Genomic DNA, 24,217 nt, shown 5'->3' with positions numbered 1-24,217 from the left:
GCGAGTCATGGCGGCAGCCGAAGCCGCACGCGCCAAACTTGCCCCTGACGCTGACAAACGGCACAGCAATGGCCATTAAGCCTTCCCTCTCTAACTATCTTCAGGAGCAACATTATGAATGAAGAGCAAGGACCATGCCTGAAACAAGAGCAGGGGCAAGCCTGGTTAATACGTGCACGGGTCTTGAGTTTCGATGCCGACCCCGGCGATGGTGACACGCCCCGAGAGGGTAGCGTTGTCTACCACCAAGACGGTGCTCTATGGTGGGCCGACGGTCGCATTCAGGGCGTCGGCGACTATCGCACTCTGGCCCCTCAGTTACCCGCCGATATCAGCGTCATCGACCAGCGTGACAAGCTGGTCATGCCAGGCTTTATTGACAGTCATGTCCACTATGTTCAGCTCGATATCATGGCCTCTTATGGCCGCCAACTGCTGGACTGGTTGAATGACTACACCTTTCCTGAAGAGTGCCGTTTCGCCCAGCGCGCGCATGCCGACAACATGGCCGACGCTTTTCTCAAAGAGCTGATGCGAGTCGGGACCACCACCGCCCAAGTGTTCTGCTCAAGCCATCCCAATTCGGTAGATGCCTTCTTCAGTGCTGCCCAACGCCGCGGCCTATGTATGCTTGCGGGCAAGGTACTCATGGATCGCCACGCCCCTGAAGCACTGACTGATAAGACCCTCGGCGGCATTCGTGATACCGAGCGCTTAATCAGCGACTGGCATGGCACCGATCGCCTTGGCTATAGCGTTACGCCGCGCTTTGCTCCCACTTCCACGCGCACCCAGCTTGATGCCGCTGGCGGCCTGCTGCGCAACGATGAAAGCCTCTGGCTACAGACTCACTTATCGGAAAACCTCGGCGAGCTGGACTGGGTAGCCGAGCTGTTTCCAGAAAGCCGTGACTATCTTGAGGTTTACGAGCAGTCTGGTTTGGTTGGACCACGCAGCACCTTTGCCCATGGCATTCACCTGGACAATGGTATGCGCAAGCGGCTTGCTGATCGCAGTGCCAATATCGCTTTTTGCCCCAGCTCTAACCTCTTCCTTGGTAGCGGCTTGTTCGACCGCCACGCCGCTCATGAAAATGGGTTAAATCTCACCCTGGCCAGCGATATTGGCGCTGGCACCGATCTTTCCGGGTTGGCGACTCTCAAGGCGGGCTATCAAGTAGGGCAACTGCTCGGCCAGCCACTGACGGCCTGGTCAGGTTTCCATGCCCTGACCAGAGGCAATGCCGTATCCCTATCGCTAGATGACCGTATCGGCCGTTTCGCACCAGGCATGGATGCCGACTTCGTCGTTATCGACCTGTCCGCCTCACCGCTAATGGCACGCCGTATGGCACGATGCGAAAGTTTGGCAGAGGAGTTATTCACTCTAATGATGCTAGGCGACGACCGCGCTATCTTCGAAACCTGGGCCGGAGGACGCCTACAGCACCGGCGTCAAAATTAAGCAGAAAAGCAATCAGGAGGGGGCCAGAAGCAACAAAGCCCCCTCCCCCTGCCAGCAGGTTCGGAGGCCATCCAAACAGTCATGTTCAGCAGCCAACAGAGTGCATACCGAAACGCGCCCTGTTGTACTAAAACATTACTCTAAACCTAATACATCCTGCATATCGTAACGACCATGTGCTTTATCAGCGACCCAGCGAGCAGCGCGAACCGCGCCTTTAGCAAAGGTCATACGGCTGGAGGCTTTATGAGTAATTTCGATACGCTCGCCTTCAGTGGCAAACATCACCGTGTGCTCGCCAACAATGTCGCCAGCGCGCACGGTGGCAAAACCGATCTCTTTGTCGGTGCGCGGACCGCACTGACCTACCCGCTCATAAACACCGTGCTCTTTTAACGTGCGGCCGATGCTCTCCGCGACCACTTCTCCCATCTTAATCGCCGTGCCAGAAGGCGCATCCACTTTATGACGATGGTGCGCTTCAATAACTTCAATATCGTAGCCTTCGTCACCGAGAGCTTTTGCAGCGGTCTCAAGCAACTTGAGGGTCAGGTTAACGCCGACACTCATATTCGGCGCAAACACCATAGCAACCTTATCGCGGTAGCTATCCAGTTCGGCCAGCTCGTCATCGCTCATGCCGGTGGTGCCAATCACAATGCGTTTGTCGTGCTCAGCACAGAATGCCAAATTTGCCAAGGTGACTTGCGGCGCAGTGAAATCGATCAGAACATCGAAGTCGTCCACAATCGCAGCGAGAGAATCAACGGCCACCACACCGCGCTTACCAACACCTGCCAGCTCACCAATGTCCGCCCCCGCCAAGGAACTACCTGGCTCAACGATACCGCCTGCAAGTGAGGCATCTGCCTGCTGCTCTACCGCATTTACTAACGTGCGGCCCATACGGCCAGCGACGCCTACAATGGCAATTCGGGTCATGAGAACTCCTGCGCGTGCGCCGTTCGGCACCCAGCTTGGTATAAGAAAAACAAGGATAAAAAAGTGGCCGAAATTATAACAGACCCCTGTTAATGATGCGGTGCTTGCTTAAGGCAGCGCGCACGCTGCCTCGAACGGGTTAGTTCTCCCAAACAATTTCCAGCGGCTCGTCTTTTGCCATGCGCATGAGATGGCTTTCCACCACCCCCTCCAACTGATCCAGATGCTCCTCTTCCAAGGTTTCGAGGGACACAATCAAGCGATCTGCCTCGACATGCATCAGGCAGGTGCCATTGGCAAATGTGATTTTGGCTTCCTGCTCATTCTGCTCAATCTCAAGCTTATGTGCCCAGTGCTTGCATAAGCGGTTTATCAAGCGCTCACCAGAAGGCGTTACGATTTCGGCACGGGATAAAGGCATGGTGTTTTCTCCAAAGATAGCGAGTGAACTCCTACTAGCGTAATGCCCACAGCGAAAAGCGCCAAGCGGCGAATGATAAAGCCTTGCAACAACACGTTCCAACGACACCTCCTTAGCAGCGTACCTCGACAAACAAGCCTGTTTTCGTAATAATGCCCAGCTCAGTGAATACGAATTACACGCATAATCAATTTCCTCTTGGCATTACCTCTCAATAGTCGCGCTGGCGACCCTCGGTTAGTTTCACTTACCAACTGGTGATCAATATAGTTATGTCTTCCCACGCTTTCAGGACGCTACTTAGCGCACTAACCGCCTTAACGTTCACCGCTGCCAATGCTGATAGCATCACCGTCACCGATGTTGCAGGCCGTCAAGTCTCCTTAGACGCGCCTGCCGAGCGGGTTGTCTTGGGCGAAGGAAGGCAAATTTATCTGCTTGGCCTGCTGGAACCAGAAACGCCTTTTACCCATGTGGTTGGCTGGCGGGAAGACTTTTCTCAGGCGGATCCCGACAATTACGCCCGCTATCTGGAACGTTTCCCCGACATTGAGGCAATCCCCACCTTTGGTGGCTTCAAAGATGGCACCTTTGATGTTGAGCAAGCTGCGGCACTTAACCCTGACGTCATACTGATGAATATTGAGGCGAAAGCGGCCACTGAAGACGCCGCCTATGACGATAAGTTAGCCGAGCTGGATATCCCTATTGTCTATGTGGATTTCCGTGAAGACCCCATCGCACATACCATTCCCTCGATGCGGATTATTGGCCAGCTGATGGGAGATGAAGCCGCTGCCGAGGAATTCATCGCCTTTGCTGAAGAGCAGATGGCGCGGGTTACTGATGTTATTGAGGACGCCAACCCAGAGCGCCCGAGCGTATTTATTGACCGGGCAGGCGGGTATTCAGATGAATGCTGCATGAGCTTTGGCCCTGGTAACTTTGGCGAGTATGTCACCCTGGCTGGCGGCAACAACATTGCCGAAGGCATTATTCCTAACAGCTTCGGCAATTTGAATCCTGAACAAATTATTGCCGCTAACCCCGAGCACGTCGTTGTCACGGGCGGCAATTGGGATGCTTACGTTCCCGGAGGCGCTTGGGTAGGAGTAGGACCAGGCGCAAACATGGATCATGCTCGCGCGAAACTCGAAGCACTCACCGAGCGCACCGCCATGACCGGTATTGAAGCGGTCGACACTGGAAATTTCCACGCCATTTGGCATCAGTTCTATAACAGTCCTTACTATTTTGTTGCTGTTCAGCAATTGGCGAAATGGCTGCACCCCGAACTGTTTGACGATCTCGACCCTGAAGCGACAATGCGCGAGCTGCACGATCGCTTTCTGCCTATCGATTATGCACCCGGTTATTGGATATCTTTAAATGGCGACTGACAGCACTGCTATGAATAGCGTGTCCCACGGGCGCGCCTTCTATCGCACCCAGGTATTTCGTCGCCAAATGATCTTGGCGGCGCTGGTCATAGCACTGTTCTTAAGCCTGTGTATTGACCTTGCACTCGGCCCTGCACGCTACAGTCTTGGCGAAGTCGTTGCTGCTTTGTTTACCCCGGAGTCTGTTAGCCAGCAGGCACGTGTCATTTTGTGGGAAATTCGCATGCCCGTGGCGCTGATGGCGTTAGTGGTCGGTGCCAGCCTCTCGGTGGCCGGGGCTCAGATGCAAACGATCCTAAGCAACCCGCTAGCCAGCCCGTTTACGTTAGGCATTTCGGCCGGCGCTAGCTTTGGCGCTGCCCTGGGCTTGGCTTTTGGCGTTGCGATCATTCCTGCGGCCATTGAGTATGTTGTCCCCATCAATGCGTTCCTGATGGCAATGGTGACCGCTTTTTTAATTCACGCACTCAGCCTTAAGCGCGGCGTCACCGTGGAAACGATCGTACTGCTAGGCATTGCGATGGTGTTTATTTTTAACTCATTAATGGCATTGATTCAGTTTTTTGCCAGCCAACAGGCTGTCGCCGCTGTTGTCTTCTGGACCATGGGCAGTCTCACCAAGGCAACCTGGCCAAAGTTTTGGATTGCACTCGGTGTACTGGCAGCCGTTATGCCGTTACTGGCGCGCCACGGCTGGGCACTAACCGCTATGCGCCTAGGGGATACCAAGGCCGAAAGCATGGGTGTCAACCCACGCACACTACGCTTAGAAGTTTTAGTGCTGGTGTCGCTGCTTGCAGCGATTGCCGTCGCTTTTGTCGGCACTATTGGTTTTATCGGCCTAGTAGGGCCACATATTGCGCGCATTCTGCTGGGTGAGGATCAGCGCTTCTTCCTGCCCGGCTCTGCTTTATGCGGCGCGCTTATTCTTTCGGTTGGCTCAGTGATTTCCAAAATCATTATCCCAGGCACCATTATTCCCATTGGCATTATCACATCACTCGTGGGCATTCCCTTCTTCCTATTTTTGGTACTCAACCATAAGAAGGCATCATGGTAACCCTACAACTTAACCACGTTTCTGCTCGCTACGGGCGCCGTCCTATTATTCAGGACATTACAACGCCGCGCTTTCAGGGCGGCCAGGTTGTCGCCCTGCTTGGCCCTAACGCAGCAGGTAAATCAACCCTGTTTCGCCGTATTTTAGGCCTGCTAAAAGGGGACGGTGAGGTGATTGTCAGTGGCACCAGTGCCGAACGCCCAGTGGCGTATATGCCTCAAGATACGGGGGCAAAAGCAGTGCTAACGGTGTACGAATCAGTGCTACTGGCACGTATGCAAGGGCGCAGCCTAAAAGTGCAGCCTGAAGACCTTACCCAGGTCGACCGAGCGCTTGAAGAGCTCAATATCAGCGCACTTGGCGAACGCGATATCGGTGATCTGAGCGGCGGACAGCGCCAATTGGTGAGTGCCGCCCAGGCGCTGGTTCAAGAGCCTGAAATTTTAATGCTGGATGAGCCTACCTCAGCGCTTGACCTTAACCGCCAAATCAACCTGCTAAGCGTACTGCGGCGCCTTGCCGATGAGCGCAACATGCTTATTCTGGTTGCCCTTCACGACCTCGGGCATGCGTTGCGCTTCACTGATGCAGCCATGGTGTTAGAGAACGGCCGTTTAATCGCCTGCGGTTCAACCGAGGAGGTAATCTCACCTGAGTTACTGCGCCAAGTTTACAAAGTGACGGCGCGTATTGAGCCATGCTCAAAGGGCCGCCCTCAGCTTATTGTCGAAGAAGCCGTTTAATCCGGCGGCCTTCTAGTGTGGCCAGCCCGACCCCGCTAAGTAGCAACGGCAATGCCAGCAAAAAGCCGCTAGAAACCGGCAGGCCAAACAGCATCCAATCTGCTAACACAGGCCACACCAACGCAATATATTCAAAAGGCGCTAGGCGTGACGCTTCGGCGTAACGTAGCGCCAGCGTCATCGCAATATGAGCCGAACCGCCAAACAAGCCAGACAGCACTAACAACCACACCACGTCACCCTTAAGCGGTGCCCAGCCCAAGGGCAGTGTTGCCAACCCCGCTAGCGCAGAGACCAGAATAAAGTAGAAGGCAATGGAACCGGCTGTTTCGGTACGTGAAATGCGCCGTACGGTTAGCAGCGCTCCAGCGGTTAACAGCGCGCTCAGCGCGCCTAGTGCATAGCCAGCCAGCTGCCCTTGCTCGCGACTGGCCTCAAGCCCTGGCAGTACCAGCACCGCCACCCCAGCTAACGCCAACGCAATAGCGCCCGCCCGATAAAGCGAGAAGCGCTCCCCCAGCAGCAAGACACCACCCAATGCCATAAACACGGGCGTCAGCTGGGCTAACAACGTAGTTTCCGCGACAGGTAACAAGGCCACCGCCGCGAACGATGCGAACATTGCCGCTGCCCCAAGGCCCGAGCGCAACGCGTGCCCCAGTGGACGGCGCGTCGCCAATCCCTGCGGAAACTCGCGACGTAGCATCAAAAACACAACAATCGGCAACAGCGCAAATAGCGAGCGGAAAAAAACCGACTGCCCTACCGGAACCTCGTCACTCACCGCTTTAATACACACCAACATGCCGGTGAACAGCACGCCAGAAAGCACTCGCAGCCCAATGCCCAACCCAGGGCGAGACTCTTCATCCGCTAGCATTTGCCCTCGTCCTTATGTGCTAATAAGTTATGTGCAAATAATCCACGCTTTAAAAGGGTATCGGTTAGCGATTAAGCGATAAGCCCATCAGACCCACTATTTTACACTATGCAACACAATGAATTAGCAATAACTAGTTAACAAAAAAACGCCCCAACACTTGAAAGTGCCGGGGCGCTGATGTGCTGTGAAGTGAATCGCCGTTACGGCTTCATCTCTTCAAAAAACTTCTTCACACTGTCGAAGAAACCAGTTTTCTTCGGCGAATGGCTGTGGCTATTGCTGCCGTCAAAGCTCTCTTGCAACTGACGAAGCAGGTCTTTCTGCTCGTCATTGAGATTGACCGGCGTCTCCAGCACCACTTTGCAAAGCAGGTCGCCAGGTGCGCCGCCGCGTACCGGCTTCACGCCTTTACCGCGCAGTCTGAAGAGCTTACCGGTTTGAGTTTCCGGTGGAATCTTCAGCTTCACACGGCCATCTAGCGTGGGCACTTCCAGCTCCCCACCCAATGCAGCGTCAACAAAGTTAATTGGCACGTCACACTGCAGGTGTTTGCCATCGCGCTGGAAGATGTGGTGTGGCTTGATCGATACCTGAACATACAGGTCACCGGGCGGGCCACCGTTAACACCACTTTCACCCTCACCATTCAGGCGAATGCGATCACCTGTATCCACTCCCGGCGGAATCTTCACCGACAGTGTGCGCGTTTCCCGTACGCGGCCTTCACCGTTACATTTGTGGCACGGCACTTTAATGTGCTGGCCACTACCGTGACAGGTCGGGCAGGTTTGCTGAACCGCGAAGAAGCCTTGCTGCATACGCACTTGGCCGTGGCCGTGGCACGTGGGACAGGTTTCTTTGCTAGAGCCAGGCTCAGCACCTTCACCATCGCAGCGGTCACATTCGATATGGCGTGGCACGCGGATATCAACGGTTGTGCCGGAAACGGCGTTTTCCAGATCCAGCTCTAAGTTGTAGCGCAGATCACTGCCACGCGCGGGGGCATTAGGTCCACGACGACGGCCACCACCGCCACCAAAGATATCGCCAAACACATCACCGAAGATGTCGCTGAAGTCGCCAGCGCCACCACCACCGAACCCACCACCGCCAAAGCCGCCGCCCTGGCCGTCAACACCGGCGTGACCAAACTGGTCATACGCCGCGCGCTTTTCGCCATCGCTTAAGACTTCGTACGCTTCTGACACCTCACGGAATTTTTCCGCTGCAGTGTTATCGTCCGGGTTTCGATCAGGGTGGAATTTTTGCGCCAAGCGGCGGTAGGCCTTTTTGATCTCTTTCTGATCAGCCCCTTTTTCGACACCCAGGACTTCGTAATAATCGCGTTTGGACATGGGTCCTACGCCTCCTGGTTAGCTACGCACTTAATTAGGCGTCTGCTTCGGAAACAGCAACGCGGGAGTTGTCTCCCGCGCTACCGCATTCCTTAGCAGATAGAGGTGATTTACTGTTTCTTTTTGTCGTCATTGACTTCTTCGTACTCAGCGTCAACCACGTCATCCTCTGGCTTGGTGCTGGCATTTTCAGCACTTTCGCCGTCCGCCTGCTGAGCAGCTTCCGCCTGCTCGGCGTACATTTTCTGCGCCAATTGACCAGACACTTCGGCCAGCGCGTCCAGCTTCTGCTGGATGTTGTCCTGATCGTCAGTCTTCACTGCTTCTTCCAGCTCGCTGATCGCGGTCTCGATGGCTTGTTTCTCGTCATCGGTCGCTTTATCGCCGGCTTCCTGCACGGTTTTGCGAGTGGCGTGAATCATGCCATCTGCTTGGTTACGCAGCTGCACCAGCGCTTCGAACTTTTTGTCTTCGTCCGCGTGAGCTTCCGCATCGCGTACCATTTGCTCGATCTCTTCATCCGTGAGACCGCTGGACGCTTTAATGACGATAGACTGCTCTTTATTGGTCGCCTTATCTTTGGCCGATACGTTTAGAATGCCGTTGGCATCCAGGTCGAAGGCCACTTCAATCTGCGGCACACCACGCGGTGCTGGCGGAATGTCGGCAAGATCAAAACGACCCAGCGACTTATTCTGCGAGACCTGCTTACGCTCACCCTGAACGACGTGAATCGTCACTGCCGTTTGGTTGTCATCCGCCGTGGAGAAGGTTTGCGTCTTCTTCGTGGGGATGGTGGTGTTTTTGTCGATCAGCGGCGTCATTACGCCACCCAGGGTTTCAATACCCAGGGTCAGCGGGGTAACGTCGAGCAGCAGTACGTCTTTTACGTCGCCGCCAAGAACACCGCCCTGAATCGCCGCACCAACAGCAACCGCTTCATCTGGGTTGACGTCTTTACGCGCTTCTTTACCGAAGAAATCAGCGGCTTTCTTCTGCACCATCGGCATACGCGTCTGGCCACCGACCAGAATCACTTCGTCGATTTCAGATGCAGACAAACCAGCATCTTTCAGCGCCATTTTGCACGGGTCGAGCGAACGCTGTACCAGATCTTCAACCAACGACTCCAGCTTGGCACGCGTCACCTTCACGTTAAGGTGTTTCGGGCCAGTGTTGTCAGCGGTGATGTACGGCAAGTTAACGTCTGTCTGCTGGGCACTGGAAAGCTCAATTTTAGCCTTCTCAGCCGCTTCTTTCAGGCGCTGCATCGCGAGGTTGTCGCCAGACAGATCCATACCGCTGTCCGCTTTGAACTGGTCAACTAAGTAGTTGATCAGCGCCAAGTCGAAGTCTTCGCCGCCCAGGAAGGTGTCGCCGTTGGTGGCTAACACTTCAAACTGAGTTTCGCCGTCAACGTCGGCCACTTCGATAATAGAGATATCGAAAGTACCGCCACCCAGGTCATATACCGCGATGGTTTTATCACCACGGGATTTGTCCATCCCGTAGGCCAATGCAGCAGCGGTCGGCTCGTTAATGATGCGTTTAACATCAAGACCGGCGATGCGGCCCGCATCTTTCGTGGCCTGGCGCTGGCTGTCGTTAAAGTACGCCGGTACGGTGATGACCGCTTCAGTTACCGCTTCGCCGAGGTAGTCTTCGGCGGTTTTCTTCATTTTCTTCAGCACTTCCGCACTTACCTGCGGCGGCGCCATTTTTTTGCCTTTTACTTCAACCCAGGCATCACCGTTGTCGGCTTCGGCGATTTTGTAAGGCACCATTTTGATGTCTTTTTGTACGACATCATCTTTGAAGCGACGGCCAATCAGGCGCTTGATCGCGTAAAGGGTGTTCTCAGGGTTGGTGACGGCCTGACGTTTTGCCGCCTGGCCTACCAGCGTCTCACCATCGTCGGTGTAAGCAATAATGGAAGGCGTAGTGCGGCCGCCTTCGGCATTTTCAATGACTTTAGCGCTGTCACCATCGAGCACTGCCACACAAGAGTTGGTGGTGCCCAGGTCGATACCAATAATGCGTCCCATAGCAAAAACCTCGAATTCGGTTGTTACAAAACTGATGTTTGAAAGCTGATGTCAAAAATCTGCTTTTTGAAATTTAAAGCGTTTGCGGGTTTTCCCGCGGGTTGCCCTTTATTTGGGGGCCGCTTGCAGCATTTCAAGGGGCTTTTTTTGCTTTGCGTCAGCCAATGCTTAATTGGCTTTTTGGCTAACCACCACCATCGCGGGGCGAACTAGGCGGCCGTTAAGCAAATAACCCTTCTGCATCACATCCATGACGGTATTGGGTTCAAGCTCGGGATTCGGCACCATCGCCATCGCTTCGTGAACTTGGGGGTCGAAGGGTTCACCCTGGGGTTCAACGCTTTCCACGCCAAATTTATTCAATACGCCTAACTGCATTTTGAGGGTCATGGAAACGCCCTCACGATGTACGTCAGAGGCTCCGTCTTCCATGCTCTCTAGGGCTTTTTCCAGGCTATCAACAACGGGCAACAGCTCTTTAACAAATTTTTCTAAAGCAAACTTGCGTGCTTTTTCAGCCTCTTGCTCAGCTCGGCGACGCACGTTTTGAGCTTCAGCAGCGGCACGTAGCGCTTGGTCTTTAGCTTCCGCCAAGCTCTGCTCAAGCTCTTCCACCTGAGCGGCTAGCATATCGGCTTCCGGGTTTCCCACGCCGTCCTCTAACGCAGCGTCGTCCTCGATTAACCCTTCCAGCTCACCCTCGACCAGGCGCTCTTCAGCCGCTTGCTCGGTGACTTCCGCCTCTTGCTCTTGGCGGGCCAGCTCATCATCTAATGGGGTTTGCGGTTCTTTTGCCATGCCTAGCTCCTGAAAAGTATGCAGCGGTGGCATTAACGGCCACCTCGGTTAAGTAACGAGTATTAACCACGTATGGACGCTATATGGGGGCCATAAAAGCCATCTCAAGAGGGGCATTGAAGTGAGTTATAGACTACTGTATAAAACAACAATTATTGGATAAGTATCCAGCTTCTGTGCCGCACCGCCTCAGGAGGCCTTATGCTCACGCAGCTAGCAATCCAAGATTACGCTATTGTTGACCGCCTTGAACTCGACCTAACCCGTGGTATGACGGCGATTACCGGGGAAACTGGGGCAGGCAAATCGATTTTACTCGGCGCCCTTGGCCTATGTTTGGGCGAGCGTGCCGACGCTGGCAGCGTGCGCCATGGACGTGAGCGCACCGACCTTTCCGCGCGTTTTGATATTCAACACCTACCCGCTGCCACAGAGTGGTTGACTGCTCGCGAGCTGCCTGCTGAAGAGTGCTTGCTGCGCCGTGTGGTTACCGCCAGCGGTCGCTCCAAAGCGTGGATCAATGGCCACCCCGCCACCATCGCCGACCTAAAATCGCTGGGCGAGCAGCTGATTCAAATCCATGGACAGCATGCTCATCAGGCGCTTATGCGTGAAGAAACCCACCTCGCCCTGCTAGATGATTATGCCGGGCTACGTGAGCGTAGCCAGCAACTAGCTGAAACCTTCCGCGAGTGGCGCAGCGCCCGGCGGCGATTAAAAAAACTCAGCGAAGAAGGCAGTGAAGTTGAGGCAAAGCGGCAGCTGTTGCGCTACCAAGTAGAAGAATTAGATCAACTGGGACTGGCAGAGGGTGAGCTGCAAACGCTAGAAGAGGAGCAGCATACCCTCGCCCATGCGGAAGAGACGCTGCGTGAAACCCAGTTTGCCGCCGACTGCTGCGCGAGCGATGAAGGTGGCGCTCTGTCGCTGTTAAATCAAGCCTATGCCCATTTAAGCGCGTTACCCGGCAGTGACAAAGGCACACTGGCCAATACCTTGGCTATGCTTAGCGATGCGCGCATTCAAGTAGAGGAAGCTTCCAGCGAGCTAAATCGTCTTGCCAGTACAACTGAACTAGACCCAGAGCGCCTAGCCTGGGTAGAAGAACGGCTTGGCGATGTCCACCGTATTGCCCGTAAACACCACGTTGCCCCGGAAGAGATTTGCGCACTGCATGCCCGACTCAGCCAGGAAGTCGAACTGCTAGAAGCCAGCGACGACGACCTGGAGTCGTTAAGCAACCAAGTGTCTGAATACCGCGAGCGCTATCGCAGCGATGCCAAACAACTAAGCGAGGCGCGACAAAAAACCGCCGTTCACTTGGGCAAAGAAGTGCAACAACAACTAGGGTTCTTGGCGATGGGTAAAGCACGCTTTGACGTGGACGTTACCCCGCGTGAAACGCCTACGCCGGAAGGCCTGGACCACGTCCAATTCCTGATTAGCGCGAACCCAGGCCAGCCCGCTAGGCCGCTAACCAAAGTGGCTTCGGGCGGTGAATTATCGCGCATCAGCCTTGCCATTCAAGTGGTGGCCGCTTCCCACTCCACCATTCCCAGCTTGGTCTTCGATGAAGTGGACGTGGGTATCTCGGGAGCGACGGCCGAAATTGTCGGTCAACTGCTGCGCAAGCTCGGCGAAAACGGTCAAGTAATGACTGTCACCCACCTGCCTCAGGTCGCCGCTCAGGCGCATCAGCACCTGCATATTGAAAAACGCGCCAAACGAGATAGCACGCTGACCCATATGGCCCTGCTGGACGAACAGGGGCGTATCAGCGAACTCGCCCGCATGTTGGGCGGTGTAACGCTATCTGACCAAACACTCGCCCACGCCCGCGAAATGCTGCACGCGAGCCAACGGCCACCGCACTAAGCGCTTTTTTCAATCGACAACGCGCTAGCAAACGCCACACACTATAAAAAACGCCCCTAGGGCGCGAATGAGTCATCACTCGCACCCTAGGGGCGTTTTATTTAGCGCGACTATTTTTTATTTGTGGGGCCGCTGTCCTGTCGGGTTACGTCCGACCCACGGGGGCGTACGTAAAGCACCAGGGCATGGTCCACAAGTTCATAGCCGTGCTCTTCGGCGATCTCTTGCTGACGTCGCTCGATGATTTCATCGACAAACTCAATGATTTCACCACTTTCTAAACACACCATATGGTCGTGGTGGTCTTCTTGAGTCATCTCGAACACCGCGTGGCCACCATCAAAATTATGACGGATCACCAAGCCTGCTGATTCAAACTGAGTCAGCACGCGGTACACGGTAGCCAAGCCAACATCCTCGCCCGCATCAATCAGTGTTTTGTACACTTCTTCTGCGCTAAGGTGGTGTTGACCCGAAGCATTTTCGAGAATCTGCAGGATCTTGACGCGCGGCAGGGTTACTTTCAGCCCGGCTTTGCGCAGTTCATGGTTCTGATCGGCCATGGTTGCTCTTCGCAGTAACAGGTTAGGTCGGGTATGATCGACCGAAACCACGATAGTGAAGAATAGGCTCAAATGCAAAAATTGACTCGCATCATTACTCTTTCCGTTGCCCTAACCGTTGTTAGCGGCTGCAGCTACGTTGGCGTTTACAAGCGCGACATCCCTCAGGGCAACTTGGTGACCGAAGAAATGGTCAGCCAATTACAGCCAGGAATGACCCGAGAACAAGTCACTTATGTGATGGGTCGCCCGTTGCTGGAAGCCCCGTTTGACACGCGAGAATGGGATTACGTTTATCGTATTGATAAAGCGTACGCGGATGTTGAGCAGCGGCGTGTAACCCTCACGTTCGATAACATGGGACGTTTGGTGAACGTTGAACAGCAAGGTGATTTCTCTAGCGATCTGCCGATCAGCACGGACACCGGCGCAGGCCCTGCAACAGAAACAGCAGATCCAATCACCGGCATCAACGCACCTAGTCAGCGAGTACCTACGTCAGAAAATGCCACAGCGCCATAGCCAGTGATGCCTCCCGAATAAGTTACCCGCCTCTGGCTTGACGCTTTGCCCGCTCCAGGCGGGCAGCTTTGGGGTCTATCTCTAATGGACGATACACCTCAACGCGGTCGCCTGGACGCAGCGCTTCTTGTTCAGGCTGGCGCAGCGCTTTGCCAAAAATTCCCAGCGGTGCCTGTTCAAAGGTATCGCTGGGGATCTCGGGAAACAGGCTTGGTAGATCTGCCATCATTACCGCTTGCCGTGCGGTTGTGCCTTGCTGCACCTGTAAGGCCACTAGACGCTGTTTGCGCGGCAAGGCGAAGGCAACCTCTACCGCGAACGTATCAACGGCCATAGCGCTCGTCAGCACGCTTCGTGAAGGCATCGACAAGCTGCCCCGCAATTTGCTGAAATAATTTTCCAAACGCCATGCTAAGCAAGCGATTGGCAAATACAAATTCCATTTCCAAGCTGACTTTGCAGGCGTTTTCCCCCATCGGGATAAATAACCAACGCCCTTTAAGCTGCTTGAACGGCCCTTTTACTAACGACAACTCAATCCGCTCGGGGGCATATAAATCATTTCGAGTAGTGATTGTTTGTTCCACACCCGCACGTCCAAGGGTCATCTCGCCAATCAAATGCGCCTCGTCATGCTCTAGCAGGCGCGCACGGCGACACCCCGGCAGGAACTCGGGATAGCGTTCGAAGTCATTAACCAGATCGAACATTTGTTGGGGGGTGTGCCGCACCAAGGCGGTACGATTAACGGTTGGCATTGACCTCTCCGCTGACTTCACAGTGCCCAAAGCGTATCATGGGAAACATTTTTGTAGACCTTGAATGGTATCACGCCTCCCCACATAACGAAGGGGGTGCTACTGACAGATCAACGATGAGGTTCCATGGCCACTAAGAAAGGTAACAGCAAGGGCCCTAGCAGCAGCGTTATTGCCCAAAACAAGAAGGCTCGGTTTGAGTACCATATCAACGAAACCTTAGAAGCAGGTTTGGTACTCGCGGGCTGGGAAGTTAAAAGCCTTCGCGCTGGTAAAGCACAGCTTACCGACACCTACATTTTGGTTCGTAACGGCGAGGCTTTTTTACTAGGCAGCCATATCATGCCGCTTAATACAGCAAGCACCCACGAAATTGCTGACCCGACGCGCACGCGTAAGTTGCTTCTGCACCGTAAGGAAATTGCCAAAATTTTCTCGGTGACTCAGGACAAAGGCCACACTTGCGTGCCGCTCAAGCTCTATTGGAAACGCAACAAGGTGAAGTGTGAGCTGGCACTGGTGACCGGCAAACAGCTGCATGACAAGCGCGCCACCGAGAAAGATCGCGACTGGAGCCGTCAGAAAGGTCGGATAATGCGGGAACATAACAAGGCATAACTGGTCAATTCGGTGTGAGCACGTTAGAATGCTCATCTGTAATCAGGGGGCGACATGGTTTCGACGCTGGTGACAACCCTTGCGGTGCATGCCGAGAGCGTGATGTATCTCGTAAATCCCACATCACGAAAAATAGTCGCAAATGACGAAAACTACGCTCAAGGCGCGCTAGCAGCTTAAACACTGTTAGCTTCTTGTCTGGCCCAAAGGTGATGTGCCTATTCATCACTGATGGGATACGAGCTAAAGCTGATAGGACCGCGGTTGGTGGTGTCTTCTCATCAATCGTTAAACTTAGAAGGCTCGCGTGGCTGAATCCTGATCGTCGGAGTCAGTTGCGTTAAAGCAAATGACGAAATCTAAGCATGTAGAGCCAATAGGCGCGTGCTGGCGGACGCGGGTTCAATTCCCGCCGCCTCCACCACCTACCTAAATTCAGATGCTTCCACATAGGTCTGAATGATGCAGAAAAGCCCGCCCAGTGCGGGTTTTTTTGTGTCTGTATGCTTTCACATATACCCATACAGCATTGCGCACCGTGTATGCCTGTGTGTATGCTTTACGATATTGTGAACCAGAGGCATACAAGAATGAAACGCTCACAGATTAAGCGCCGCCCGCTGGCTGACACAGTATTGGCGACACTGGAACCAGAGGCCAAGGCATACAGGGAACTGGACGGCAGTGGCCTTTACTTCAGGGTGAAGCCCAACGGCTCAAAGTCTTGGGAACTGCGCTACAAGAAGCCAGACGGCAAGTGGTCTTGGATTGGCTTAGGCGGGTATCCGGAAACAAGCGGCAGCCTGGCGCGTGTTAAGGCCGACCAGCTCAGAGCAGACGCAGCCAATGGCCAGAATCCCATNNAGCCAATGGCCAGAATCCCATCGTCTCCAAGCGGACAAGGGAAGCCGAGTCGCTAGAGGCTGCCAACAGCACCTTTGAAGCGCTGGCGAGGGAGTGGCACACCAACAAGCGCCAGAACTGGACAGACGGCACCTCCACCCGCGTCATTGGCTCGCTGCAAAAGCACGTCTTCCCAAAGTTCGGCAAGCGCCCCTTCACCGACATAACGCCAATGGAATGGTTGGAGTTCCTGCGCAGCCTGGAAAAGACCGGGATCATTGAGCAGACTAGCCGCATACGCGCTATCTGCCGGGAAGTGTACGACCTGGCGCTAGTGAGTGGGCGCATCCAGTACAACCCATTGGAGAGCCTGCATAAGCACCTGACCACCCGCCGAGCGGCCAACTATTCCCACGTTAGCCAAGACGAACTACCCGCCCTGCTTCGCGCTATTGGCTCTTACCCTCACGCTGAAGATGTACGCCTTGGCCTATTCCTGCTTTCCCGCCTAGCCGTGCGCCCCTCAGAGCTAAGAGAGGCACGCTGGGAAGAGTTCGACCTAGACAAAGCGCTATGGACGATCCCCGCCGAACGGATGAAGCGCCGCCGTGAGCATACTGTTCCACTGCCTAAGCAGGCTATTGAAGCCCTTCAGAACCTCCACCAACTGACCGGGTACCAACCCCTTCTATTCCCAGGCCGCAGCGACAAGACAGCGCCACGGTCGAACACGGTATTCATCATGGCACTACGCCGCCTTGGCTATGAGGGACGCCAGACCGGGCACGGCTTCCGGCACATCGCTAGCACGATCCTGAATGAGCACGGCTATAACGCCGACCACATAGAGGCCCAGCTATCTCACGTTAAAGACGGTGTGGCAGGCGTTTATAACAAGGCGCAGTACATCGAGCAGCGCCGCGTGATGATGCAGTGGTACGCCGATCACTTGGACAACTTGCAGCGCGGAAACGTGGTGGAATTTAAGCGAGCATAACAACCGAATTGGCTGGCTAGGGCGACGGCCTGAAAGCGCGAACAACTCCACCGCGTTAGCCAGCCAACCTAATCGGAGTGCTAGCGTTAGGAGTTACGCTTATGTCTTCTTTGAATGTTTGGCGAGCATGTAAAAAACTGCACATCGAAAGCGCGTGCTTACTGATAGCGGGGATCGACCCCCGTTCAATATGGCCCAACTATCTTTCGGAGTCAGTGCCAATAGAGTCAGGCGCAGGAGATACTGACTCAGTTAAGGCCGCGCTTCGCTTTGATATTCCACAAGCCCAAGAAGCTGCTAATTGGCTTACTGTAGCTAGACAAGCAGCCATAGATGGCAATCTAATGCCTGTCGGCAAAATACGGCTTTGGGGGAGCCATGGGCGATGGGAAAGTGCCGAGTTAGCAGGCCTATCCACATACGATAGCTTTGACTTTGATGTCACGCGACAAGAGCTTTCCCGATGGTTATCTTCGCTAGGATGGAATGAGAGCGAGCTTCCCGATTTTTTAGCTGGTATCGACACACCCGAAGCTAAAAGTGTTGGAGGCGAGGAGTCGCGGGCGCTTGAGGTGTTCGGGCTGCTGGTGGAGGTATACGCTAGTAAGCACGGGCCAGACTACCGAAATGGGGAAAAGCCGAAAGCGTCGCGTGTCGTCGAGGATATGCTCAACACCATACCCGATGACGTTACCAATATGGGCGACCGCAAACTAAAAGAGCATGTTGGCGCAGCAATCAAGGCATGGGAAGCCAAGAAGCGCCGATAACCTGCAATCTGCATTTTGCACCTGCACCAACAACTTCAGGTTAAACACCACCATAAGAGCGTCACTCATACAGAGGCGTTCTTATGAATATCGAAGCACTACCCCAAGACCAAAAGCTAATCACTAAGCCCAATCTATGCCGCGCTATGGATATGACCCGTAGCGGCATCGACAAGTTGCTGAAGAACGACCCCAGCTTTCCCCGCCCGCTAAAGTTCAGCGACAGCCAGCAAGCACAATGCTACTTCCCCATTGCCGAGGTTAACGCCTGGCTGGATGCCAAGCTGGCTATGCGAGGTGCAGCATAATGACCTTGCAACGCTTACCAATGCCGTTATATGCTTCAACGGCTGGCGCAAAATCGTCAGCCGGGTTTGGAAGCCCGAACGAATCGAGGCGCACAAGTGCCTTCCCTGATGGTGCTTTTTTTGTGCCGTTATGGCGGCTGTGCGTAGGAGGCTTCGGCCTGCCGGTTTCCTTGATTCCCGGTCTTCCAACCTGCGTACAGTCGCCCCCATTGTTTGGAAGCAGTGGTGGTGACTCCATGAATCAAGGAGTCTTACCCATGAAGCTATTCCCTACCCGAAATCCGTCTGCACGCGCCGCCGCTCATCGAGCAATGGCGAAATCTGCGTTGTTTTCAGACTCAAGCGCCGCCGTCCGGCTCAAGCGCTACAACTCCCATATTGAAAAAGCACGCGCCCTAGAGGCCGAGCAAGCCCACATTCGTCGCAGCCGTCTGATGCAGGCTTACGACACCTTACGCGCTGAAAACGCGGAGGTGAGCCAATGAGCCTATTCAAAATCACCTTCGCCCGCACTGGTCAAGAAACCGTCATTGAAGCCACCGATTGGCGTGATGCCGTGCGCCAAACTGGACGCAGTGACGCTTGCCACATAACTCACCACGAAAAAGCCGCCGTTCCAGTAGCCGCTTGGTTTGATGCCGATATGCCGCACGGTATTGGTGCCCACACCGTAGAGAGCGCGCTGGCTGGTGCTGTTGCCTACCTGGATTCTCAGGAGGTGGCCCAATGATGCCCATAGCCATTAACTGCGACCTACGCACCCGAACTATTCGCTTCCAGTTCACTAACCCGGATCGCTTTTTAACAGCCGAGCAGGCGCTTGCCAGTGGTTTAGTCAATCACCTTGAGTTCAAGGAGATGCAGCGCGAAGCCCAGGCATTCAGCAAGGAGACTGGCCTATGACTCCTCAAGATCAAACCTACCTTCTGAAAGCTGCCCTTACTGGCGACATTCGCCAAATGCAACAGGCGTCCAAAATCCTCGCAGGCGTAGCGATGCTGCTTAACGACCATGATCTTGATGGTTTGAAGCGTGAAGCGCTGATTGAAGCGCTGTGGTTATTGTCCAGCAGTCTTGATGATCGCTGCGACTGGCTGCAAGAGGAGGGGCTCCTATGCATCGAGCAATAAAAACGCCCAGCCTTGGTGGGGCATGGGCGCTATCGGAGATCGTCGGTAAACAGATCGCCATAGAGAACAAATTTTCTGAAAGCATTATCACCCACCATGGCCTCAGTGTCAGCCCTATTGGTGATGGTGATATTCACCGACACGACCACCCCGAGGCCCGCAAGGGTAACAACCGCCTTTGGTACGTGCTGCATCATGATTTTGGTGTGCATGGCGATTGGGCTACCGGTGAAAAGCATAGCGTATTTGCTGACGATACCCCTGACCCGCAAGTTGCAGAGAAAGCGCGACAGGAAGCCGAAAAGCGCCGTGTTGAGCGACAGGCAGAGCGCGAACGTGGTTATGCCCTAGTGGCCAGCCAAACGCGCCAAGAATGGCCGCTGCTAACGCCTGCAAGCCCTACCCATGCCTACCTAGCCGCCAAGGGAGTGAAGCCCTACAACCTGCGCCAACGGCGTGAACTGTTGGTAGTTCCGCTTACCGATGGGCAGCGCCTGGTTAATTGGCAGACCATCGGGCCGGATGGAGCCAAATACTTTAAGACAGGCGGCAAGGTAAAGGGCTGCTATTCGCCAATAGGCAGCATTGAACCACACCAGCCGCTTTTGATCGCTGAAGGATGGGCAACCGCTGCCACGCTTCACGAGGCGACAGGCTACGCGGTAGCCGCTGCCATGAATGCGGGCAACCTGCTACCCGTGGCGAAAAGCCTACGCGAACGCTACCCCACCCAACCCATCATCGTTTGCGCTGATAACGACCATGGCACCGCTGGCAATCCTGGCGTTACCAAGGGCAAGGAAGCTGCCTCAGCCATTGGGGCGCGTTGTGTGTGGCCTGAGACTCACGAGGGAGTGACTGACTTTAATGACCTGGCGCGACTAGGGGGAGGGCTGGCGCTATGAGTCAGCCCAACATCAAAGAAGTGGTCGATAATGCGCCCGAGCCACTAAAACCGATGGACATAGTGCAGAGCGCTATTGATGTTGCTTTGGATGATCCCGGCGCGCTTTTTGAGCAGAGCATTCTCGACCATATCACCAGCATTAGACAGAACAGCCCTGCTGATTGGCAACGTATCCGAGCCGCTGCCAAAAAGGCAAAAGTACAGGTTGCCGAGCTGGATAAACTGACCCGGACGTTATCAAGCGGTGAAGGTGGGGAGCTATTCCCCACTATCGAGCCTTGGCAAGACCACGTAGACGGCGCATTACTGGTGAGGGAGCTATCAGACACGCTAAGGCAATACGTTGTTTGTGAACCCGAAGTAGCCGATGCCGCCGCGCTGTGGATCGCTTTCACTTGGTTCATTGATGAAGTGCATGTTGCGCCTTTAGCTAATATTACAGCCCCCTTGCCAAATTGCGGCAAGTCCACACTGTTGGAGTTCCTAGAGACGTTCGCCTTCCAGCCGCTCAAGTGCGACGGCATAAGCCCCGCCGCGCTTTTCCGCTCTATGGACAAGTGGACACCAACGCTACTGATTGATGAGGTGGATACCTTCCTGCGTGATAACGAGGATGCCAGAGGCGTGCTCAATTCGGGACACCGCCGCAATGGCTTCATCATTCGCGTGGTAGGTGAAGATCACGAGCCTAAGCGCTTTGCTACTTGGGGCGCTAAAGCGCTGTGTGGGATCGGTAGCATTGCTAACACACTGGCGAGCAGGTCTATTCGCTTTGAGCTACGCCGCAAGCTGCCCCATGAGAAAGTCGAGAACATCCGCTTCATGCCCCAAGGGCTGCGTGAAAGGCTCAAGCGCCAACTGTCACGACTGCAAGATGATTTAGCCGAGACGGTATCCAGCGCCCGGCCTGAGCCCATTCCTGGCCTCAGTAACCGCGCCGCTGATAATTGGGAACCGCTACAGCAAATTGCCGTTTCTATCGGCGGGGAGTGGCCAGAGCGCGCTAAGCGTATTGCTATGACAATCACCCGGATGGACGATGCCGAGCAAGCCCCAGACGTGGGCACTGAACTGCTGAAGGACATCAAGGAGGTATTTGAGGAGAAAAGCGTTGATCGCCTGTTTAGCGCTGAGCTGGTTAACGCGCTACATGCCAACAGCGAAGCCCCCTGGAATTCATGGAACAGAGGGCAGCCAATTACCGCCCGCCAAGTAGCGACCAAGCTAGGTGACTTTGGTATCAAATCGAAACAGTTACGCATCGGCTACGAAACCAAAAAAGGGTATGACCGGAAAGACTTTGCCGAAGCATTCCGGCGCTATCTTTCGCCTACTCCCCCCCAGCAAAGCGAAACAACGAAACAAACCAGCAACCACGCGGGTTACAGCGACATTTCCAACGAAACAGAAAACCACAGTGTTTCGCAAGGGAAACACTCCGAGGCCAGTAACCATGCGGGTTGTTTCGATGTTTCGGATAAATCGACCCGTCAGCAAGCAAGTAATGGGGAGGAATTCTAATGGCCGCCCTCGACTACCTCAGAAACCACGGCTTACATGCCGACCCACTACCCGGCGAACGCCTTTACGTATGGCCTAGCGAGAACATCACCGACGATATCCGCATATGGATCAGGTCGCACAAAGCAGCGCTACTGCGTGAACTGGTGCCCGCTAATGACAATCGGCGCATGGCTTGGCGGGTACTGAGAGACGGCAAGCCCATGACTATGCTTGGCAAGATAATGAGCTATGAGGAGGCGTTAGAGTCAGCTAAGGCCCGATGGCCTCACAACAGCATCGTTGTCGAGGAGTATGCGCAACGGATCACCCCAAGCAACTAACCACTATAGCCGCCTTCGCTGGCGGCTTTTTATTGCCTGTTAAGCACGCTGGAAACAGGCAGCGGACGCCCACAAAAAAACATGTATAAAAATACAGCTAATATTGGCTAATTCGCCTAAATTAAACTAAAATTCATATTGATATTCTTTTATGGAATATAACCATGAATGCACAGAAAGCCCCTGGTCGCCAACGCGGTGCCAGCAACATAAAGCCAACCGCCAAAGAGATAGCCGGGTACTACCAACTACTTAAAGGCGCTGCACAACAAGGCGACACGTTAGCCGCCTCTGAGCTAATCAAGATCGACCTACTAAGCCAACGAAAGGAAAACATCCAATGTCAGAACTAGAGAGACGCCCCGCCATTTCATTGAGCAACGGTCGCCGCATCCACTACACGGCGCACGACTGGGATGCTGTTTTAAGCACAAGCGTATCCGTGAACGGCAGCAAGTGGCCTGTCGGTAATGCAATGAAGCACGCCCGCGACCTGCAAGCCACAGCGCTACACGACTTCGAGAAAGCAGGAAAAGCGCTGGTAGACATTCAGGGAAATAGAGACCTAACCGACGCGGCTAAGCAACGGATGAGCAAGGAAGCACTCGACCAGTTTGCCGAGAACGTCGAAAAGCACCGCAAAGCACTAGCCGAATCAATGCAGTCGATCGCAGATAGCGCCAAAAGCCATTTTCAGCCAGTGAAGGCACTGGATAAAGGCGATGCGGTTGGTGTGGCTATGGATGCCGAGCTTCGCTCTATCGTGCGAGGATTGGATGCCAAGGAGCGCATGACGTTGATTAACGAGGCCAAACTAGGCAATCACCCCGAGCTAACAGCGGCTTTGCTGCGTGCGCCAGCATTAGCTACCGGATTAACCCAACAGACCCTTGATAGCCTGCGTAACGCTGGAATCGCCAGCGCTTACGGCAGCGAAATTATGGCACTGAGAAACTTAGTGGTTGGTGTGCATGATGACGTGATCCGCACAACAAACCACGCCGCCGAGACACTGGAAGGCATTTCAAAGGTGAATCACCCAACACTAACCCGGCTTGGCAAAGATACAGCTAGCGACCTTCGTGGCTGGATTGGCGAGCTACCAATGCACCGCATGCAGGTAGAGAAAGAGGCCGCGTAATGGCAGGAGCTAAACGCACCACCGGGGGCAAGTTCGCCCCCGGCACCAGCGGCAACCCACGCGGGCGACCAAAGAGCAAGACGGCTGCACTCAAAGCAGCGCTTGAAAAGGATGGCGCAGCGGTTGCAAAGAAGGTGGTTGACCAAGCGAAGGCTGGCGATATGCAGGCTTGCCGGATCGTACTAGAGCGCCTGGTTCCCGCTTTTCGCCCTGCATCCCAAACCGTTCAATTCGACTTTGATCCCAGCGCCCCTATGGCAGACCAAGCCCGGCAAATACTTGCCGCCGTTTCCCATGGCGAACTGCCCCCCGACCAAGGCCGCGCATTGATTGATGGCTTAGCCGCCGTGGGCAAAATCGTAGAGATAGAGGAACTGGTACGCCGCCAAGAAGAGATCGAGCGGTTACTCAAAGAGCAGCAAGAGCGCTGGAAGAGATAACGATATGAGAGCAGCGATTAAACGACGCCTAGCCGAACTGCAAACACAGCACGCCGATATAGAGCACGCGGAAACCGTAGCGCAGATAAGCGAACTAATGGATGAACTGAGCGCTAAGGCAGTCGGGGGCCAATCTGAGGCCCACCCCCGCACCTTTGGCGACTACATGGACGGGCTAGCCGATGCGTAGAGACTTACTGAAACGCCTAGAAATTGTCGAAAGCCAGCTAGGGGCAAATGAAGATCAGCCTACAATATGGCTTAGCAGACCGAACGAAAACAACGAACACCCACCACCAGCCGGATGGACTGAAAATGGTCACCCTGACCCCGTTACCGTGATGCGTGAGCCTGGAGAGAGTGAGGAAAGTCTACGCGCCCGCGCTATTG

The 24,217-nt window shown here is 54.5% G+C and carries 33 protein-coding genes and 1 other RNA gene (1 of these 34 only partly in view); 25 read left to right on the top strand and 9 right to left on the bottom strand.

The annotated features are described in order from the left end of the window. On the top strand, window positions 1-48 hold the final stretch of the coding sequence (xdhB, locus tag INT22_RS15430; protein ID WP_193068514.1) for a xanthine dehydrogenase molybdopterin binding subunit. Its footprint begins 2,355 nt before the window's first position; the window shows 48 of its 2,403 coding nt (coding positions 2,356-2,403); the start codon falls outside the window, past its left edge; it ends in the stop codon at window positions 46-48. 66 nt (window positions 49-114) lie between these two features. Then, a complete protein-coding gene (gene guaD / locus INT22_RS15425; RefSeq protein WP_193060643.1) occupies window positions 115-1,464 on the top strand; it encodes a guanine deaminase in 1,350 nt (449 codons plus the stop codon). Between the two features lie 135 nt (window positions 1,465-1,599). On the opposite strand, the gene dapB is transcribed toward guaD, so the two are convergent. Together dapB and INT22_RS15415 are read right to left on the bottom strand one after the other, a co-directional pair. Next, window positions 1,600-2,406 (bottom strand): 4-hydroxy-tetrahydrodipicolinate reductase, encoded by an 807-nt coding sequence (gene dapB / locus INT22_RS15420; RefSeq protein ID WP_089039924.1) that lies wholly within the window; start codon window positions 2,404-2,406, stop codon window positions 1,600-1,602. Window positions 2,407-2,545: 139 nt separating this feature from the next. Continuing rightward, window positions 2,546-2,827 carry a DUF2218 domain-containing protein gene (locus INT22_RS15415; RefSeq protein ID WP_193060644.1) on the bottom strand — a complete coding sequence of 94 codons (282 nt, stop codon included), beginning with the start codon at window positions 2,825-2,827 and terminating at the stop codon, window positions 2,546-2,548. Window positions 2,828-3,099: 272 nt separating this feature from the next. On the opposite strand from INT22_RS15415, the gene INT22_RS15410 reads away from it, so the two are divergent. The 3 genes from INT22_RS15410 to INT22_RS15400 are packed head-to-tail and all read left to right on the top strand — an operon-like array spanning window position 3,100 to window position 6,030. Then, the gene (locus INT22_RS15410; RefSeq protein WP_193060645.1) at window positions 3,100-4,227 is read left to right on the top strand and encodes an ABC transporter substrate-binding protein; all 1,128 of its coding nucleotides are present in this window, start codon (window positions 3,100-3,102) and stop codon (window positions 4,225-4,227) included. Then, entirely contained in the window at window positions 4,217-5,287 is a 1,071-nt protein-coding gene (locus tag INT22_RS15405) for a FecCD family ABC transporter permease (RefSeq protein WP_193060646.1), read from the top strand. Before INT22_RS15410 ends, INT22_RS15405 begins: the two co-directional genes overlap by 11 nt. After that, the gene (locus tag INT22_RS15400) at window positions 5,281-6,030 is read left to right on the top strand and encodes an ABC transporter ATP-binding protein (protein ID WP_193060647.1); all 750 of its coding nucleotides are present in this window, start codon (window positions 5,281-5,283) and stop codon (window positions 6,028-6,030) included. The genes INT22_RS15405 and INT22_RS15400 overlap by 7 nt, the downstream gene beginning before the upstream one ends. Here INT22_RS15400 and INT22_RS15395 read toward each other — a convergent pair. From INT22_RS15395 to grpE, 4 genes are all read right to left on the bottom strand, one after another. Beyond that, entirely contained in the window at window positions 6,008-6,910 is a 903-nt protein-coding gene (locus INT22_RS15395; protein WP_193060648.1) for a DMT family transporter, read from the bottom strand. The genes INT22_RS15400 and INT22_RS15395 overlap by 23 nt on opposite strands. A gap of 203 nt (window positions 6,911-7,113) precedes the next feature. Further along, the gene (dnaJ, locus tag INT22_RS15390) at window positions 7,114-8,268 is read right to left on the bottom strand and encodes a molecular chaperone DnaJ (protein WP_193060649.1); all 1,155 of its coding nucleotides are present in this window, start codon (window positions 8,266-8,268) and stop codon (window positions 7,114-7,116) included. Window positions 8,269-8,378: 110 nt separating this feature from the next. Further along, complete coding sequence (gene dnaK / locus INT22_RS15385; RefSeq protein ID WP_193060650.1) at window positions 8,379-10,313, bottom strand: molecular chaperone DnaK; 1,935 nt, start codon at window positions 10,311-10,313, stop codon at window positions 8,379-8,381. Window positions 10,314-10,481: 168 nt separating this feature from the next. Then, window positions 10,482-11,111, bottom strand: a complete 630-nt coding sequence (gene grpE, locus INT22_RS15380; protein ID WP_172419685.1) for a nucleotide exchange factor GrpE — start codon at window positions 11,109-11,111, stop codon at window positions 10,482-10,484. 201 nt (window positions 11,112-11,312) lie between these two features. Here grpE and recN point away from each other — a divergent pair, with 201 nt between their 5' ends. Continuing rightward, a complete protein-coding gene (recN, locus tag INT22_RS15375; protein ID WP_193060651.1) occupies window positions 11,313-12,986 on the top strand; it encodes a DNA repair protein RecN in 1,674 nt (557 codons plus the stop codon). A 110-nt stretch (window positions 12,987-13,096) separates the two neighbouring features. Here the strand turns inward: recN and fur are convergent, their stop codons facing one another. Next, complete coding sequence (fur, locus tag INT22_RS15370) at window positions 13,097-13,549, bottom strand: ferric iron uptake transcriptional regulator (protein ID WP_009723762.1); 453 nt, start codon at window positions 13,547-13,549, stop codon at window positions 13,097-13,099. Window positions 13,550-13,621: 72 nt separating this feature from the next. On the opposite strand from fur, the gene INT22_RS15365 reads away from it, so the two are divergent. Next, window positions 13,622-14,071: an outer membrane protein assembly factor BamE gene (locus INT22_RS15365; RefSeq protein ID WP_089039930.1), complete on the top strand. Its 450-nt coding sequence runs from the start codon at window positions 13,622-13,624 to the stop codon at window positions 14,069-14,071. A gap of 22 nt (window positions 14,072-14,093) precedes the next feature. Here the strand turns inward: INT22_RS15365 and INT22_RS15360 are convergent, their stop codons facing one another. After that, entirely contained in the window at window positions 14,094-14,405 is a 312-nt protein-coding gene (locus tag INT22_RS15360) for an RnfH family protein (RefSeq protein WP_089039931.1), read from the bottom strand. Further along, the gene (locus INT22_RS15355; protein ID WP_038480655.1) at window positions 14,395-14,829 is read right to left on the bottom strand and encodes a type II toxin-antitoxin system RatA family toxin; all 435 of its coding nucleotides are present in this window, start codon (window positions 14,827-14,829) and stop codon (window positions 14,395-14,397) included. The genes INT22_RS15360 and INT22_RS15355 overlap by 11 nt, the downstream gene beginning before the upstream one ends. 126 nt (window positions 14,830-14,955) lie before the next feature. Between INT22_RS15355 and smpB the strand changes: the two genes are divergently transcribed. The 18 genes from smpB to INT22_RS21180 all read left to right on the top strand — a co-directional run. Further along, the gene (gene smpB, locus INT22_RS15350; protein WP_009723766.1) at window positions 14,956-15,447 is read left to right on the top strand and encodes an SsrA-binding protein SmpB; all 492 of its coding nucleotides are present in this window, start codon (window positions 14,956-14,958) and stop codon (window positions 15,445-15,447) included. Between the two features lie 45 nt (window positions 15,448-15,492). Then, window positions 15,493-15,871: a transfer-messenger RNA gene (gene ssrA / locus INT22_RS15345) on the top strand. Window positions 15,872-15,950: 79 nt separating this feature from the next. Further along, window positions 15,951-16,367, top strand: coding sequence for an Arm DNA-binding domain-containing protein (locus INT22_RS22165; protein ID WP_446718956.1), 417 nt, complete (start codon window positions 15,951-15,953; stop codon window positions 16,365-16,367). Continuing rightward, the gene (locus tag INT22_RS15340; protein ID WP_319022092.1) at window positions 16,331-17,287 is read left to right on the top strand and encodes a site-specific integrase; all 957 of its coding nucleotides are present in this window, start codon (window positions 16,331-16,333) and stop codon (window positions 17,285-17,287) included. Before INT22_RS22165 ends, INT22_RS15340 begins: the two co-directional genes overlap by 37 nt. Window positions 17,288-17,388: 101 nt before the next feature. Further along, window positions 17,389-18,057 (top strand): hypothetical protein, encoded by a 669-nt coding sequence (locus INT22_RS15335; protein ID WP_193060653.1) that lies wholly within the window; start codon window positions 17,389-17,391, stop codon window positions 18,055-18,057. Between the two features lie 83 nt (window positions 18,058-18,140). Then, a complete protein-coding gene (locus tag INT22_RS15330) occupies window positions 18,141-18,365 on the top strand; it encodes a helix-turn-helix transcriptional regulator (protein WP_193060654.1) in 225 nt (74 codons plus the stop codon). 257 nt (window positions 18,366-18,622) lie between these two features. Beyond that, window positions 18,623-18,850 carry a hypothetical protein gene (locus INT22_RS15325; RefSeq protein ID WP_193060673.1) on the top strand — a complete coding sequence of 76 codons (228 nt, stop codon included), beginning with the start codon at window positions 18,623-18,625 and terminating at the stop codon, window positions 18,848-18,850. Then, window positions 18,847-19,095, top strand: coding sequence for a hypothetical protein (locus INT22_RS15320; RefSeq protein ID WP_193060655.1), 249 nt, complete (start codon window positions 18,847-18,849; stop codon window positions 19,093-19,095). Before INT22_RS15325 ends, INT22_RS15320 begins: the two co-directional genes overlap by 4 nt. After that, entirely contained in the window at window positions 19,092-19,268 is a 177-nt protein-coding gene (locus INT22_RS15315) for a hypothetical protein (RefSeq protein WP_193053234.1), read from the top strand. The genes INT22_RS15320 and INT22_RS15315 overlap by 4 nt, the downstream gene beginning before the upstream one ends. Then, entirely contained in the window at window positions 19,265-19,495 is a 231-nt protein-coding gene (locus INT22_RS15310) for a hypothetical protein (RefSeq protein WP_193060656.1), read from the top strand. Before INT22_RS15315 ends, INT22_RS15310 begins: the two co-directional genes overlap by 4 nt. Further along, window positions 19,480-20,400: a toprim domain-containing protein gene (locus INT22_RS15305; RefSeq protein ID WP_193060657.1), complete on the top strand. Its 921-nt coding sequence runs from the start codon at window positions 19,480-19,482 to the stop codon at window positions 20,398-20,400. The genes INT22_RS15310 and INT22_RS15305 overlap by 16 nt, the downstream gene beginning before the upstream one ends. Beyond that, a complete protein-coding gene (locus INT22_RS15300) occupies window positions 20,397-21,923 on the top strand; it encodes a DUF3631 domain-containing protein (protein ID WP_193060658.1) in 1,527 nt (508 codons plus the stop codon). Before INT22_RS15305 ends, INT22_RS15300 begins: the two co-directional genes overlap by 4 nt. Beyond that, window positions 21,923-22,246, top strand: a complete 324-nt coding sequence (locus tag INT22_RS15295) for a hypothetical protein (protein WP_193060659.1) — start codon at window positions 21,923-21,925, stop codon at window positions 22,244-22,246. Before INT22_RS15300 ends, INT22_RS15295 begins: the two co-directional genes overlap by 1 nt. Window positions 22,247-22,410: 164 nt before the next feature. After that, the gene (locus INT22_RS15290; RefSeq protein WP_193060660.1) at window positions 22,411-22,599 is read left to right on the top strand and encodes a hypothetical protein; all 189 of its coding nucleotides are present in this window, start codon (window positions 22,411-22,413) and stop codon (window positions 22,597-22,599) included. Further along, window positions 22,587-23,387, top strand: a complete 801-nt coding sequence (locus INT22_RS15285) for a hypothetical protein (protein ID WP_193060661.1) — start codon at window positions 22,587-22,589, stop codon at window positions 23,385-23,387. The genes INT22_RS15290 and INT22_RS15285 overlap by 13 nt, the downstream gene beginning before the upstream one ends. After that, window positions 23,387-23,827, top strand: a complete 441-nt coding sequence (locus INT22_RS15280) for a DUF5681 domain-containing protein (RefSeq protein ID WP_193060662.1) — start codon at window positions 23,387-23,389, stop codon at window positions 23,825-23,827. The genes INT22_RS15285 and INT22_RS15280 overlap by 1 nt, the downstream gene beginning before the upstream one ends. A gap of 4 nt (window positions 23,828-23,831) precedes the next feature. After that, a complete protein-coding gene (locus INT22_RS15275; RefSeq protein WP_193060663.1) occupies window positions 23,832-24,017 on the top strand; it encodes a hypothetical protein in 186 nt (61 codons plus the stop codon). Continuing rightward, the coding region (locus INT22_RS21180) for a hypothetical protein (RefSeq protein WP_226912791.1) at window positions 24,010-24,217 on the top strand (208 nt) is incomplete at its 3' end. The genes INT22_RS15275 and INT22_RS21180, both read left to right, overlap by 8 nt.

Source organism: Halomonas sp. 3D7M (assembly GCF_014897885.1).
GTDB lineage: Bacteria > Pseudomonadota > Gammaproteobacteria > Pseudomonadales > Halomonadaceae > Vreelandella.
Note: the sequence above shows the minus strand (reverse complement) of the source record. Positions and strands in the feature narration are given on the sequence as shown.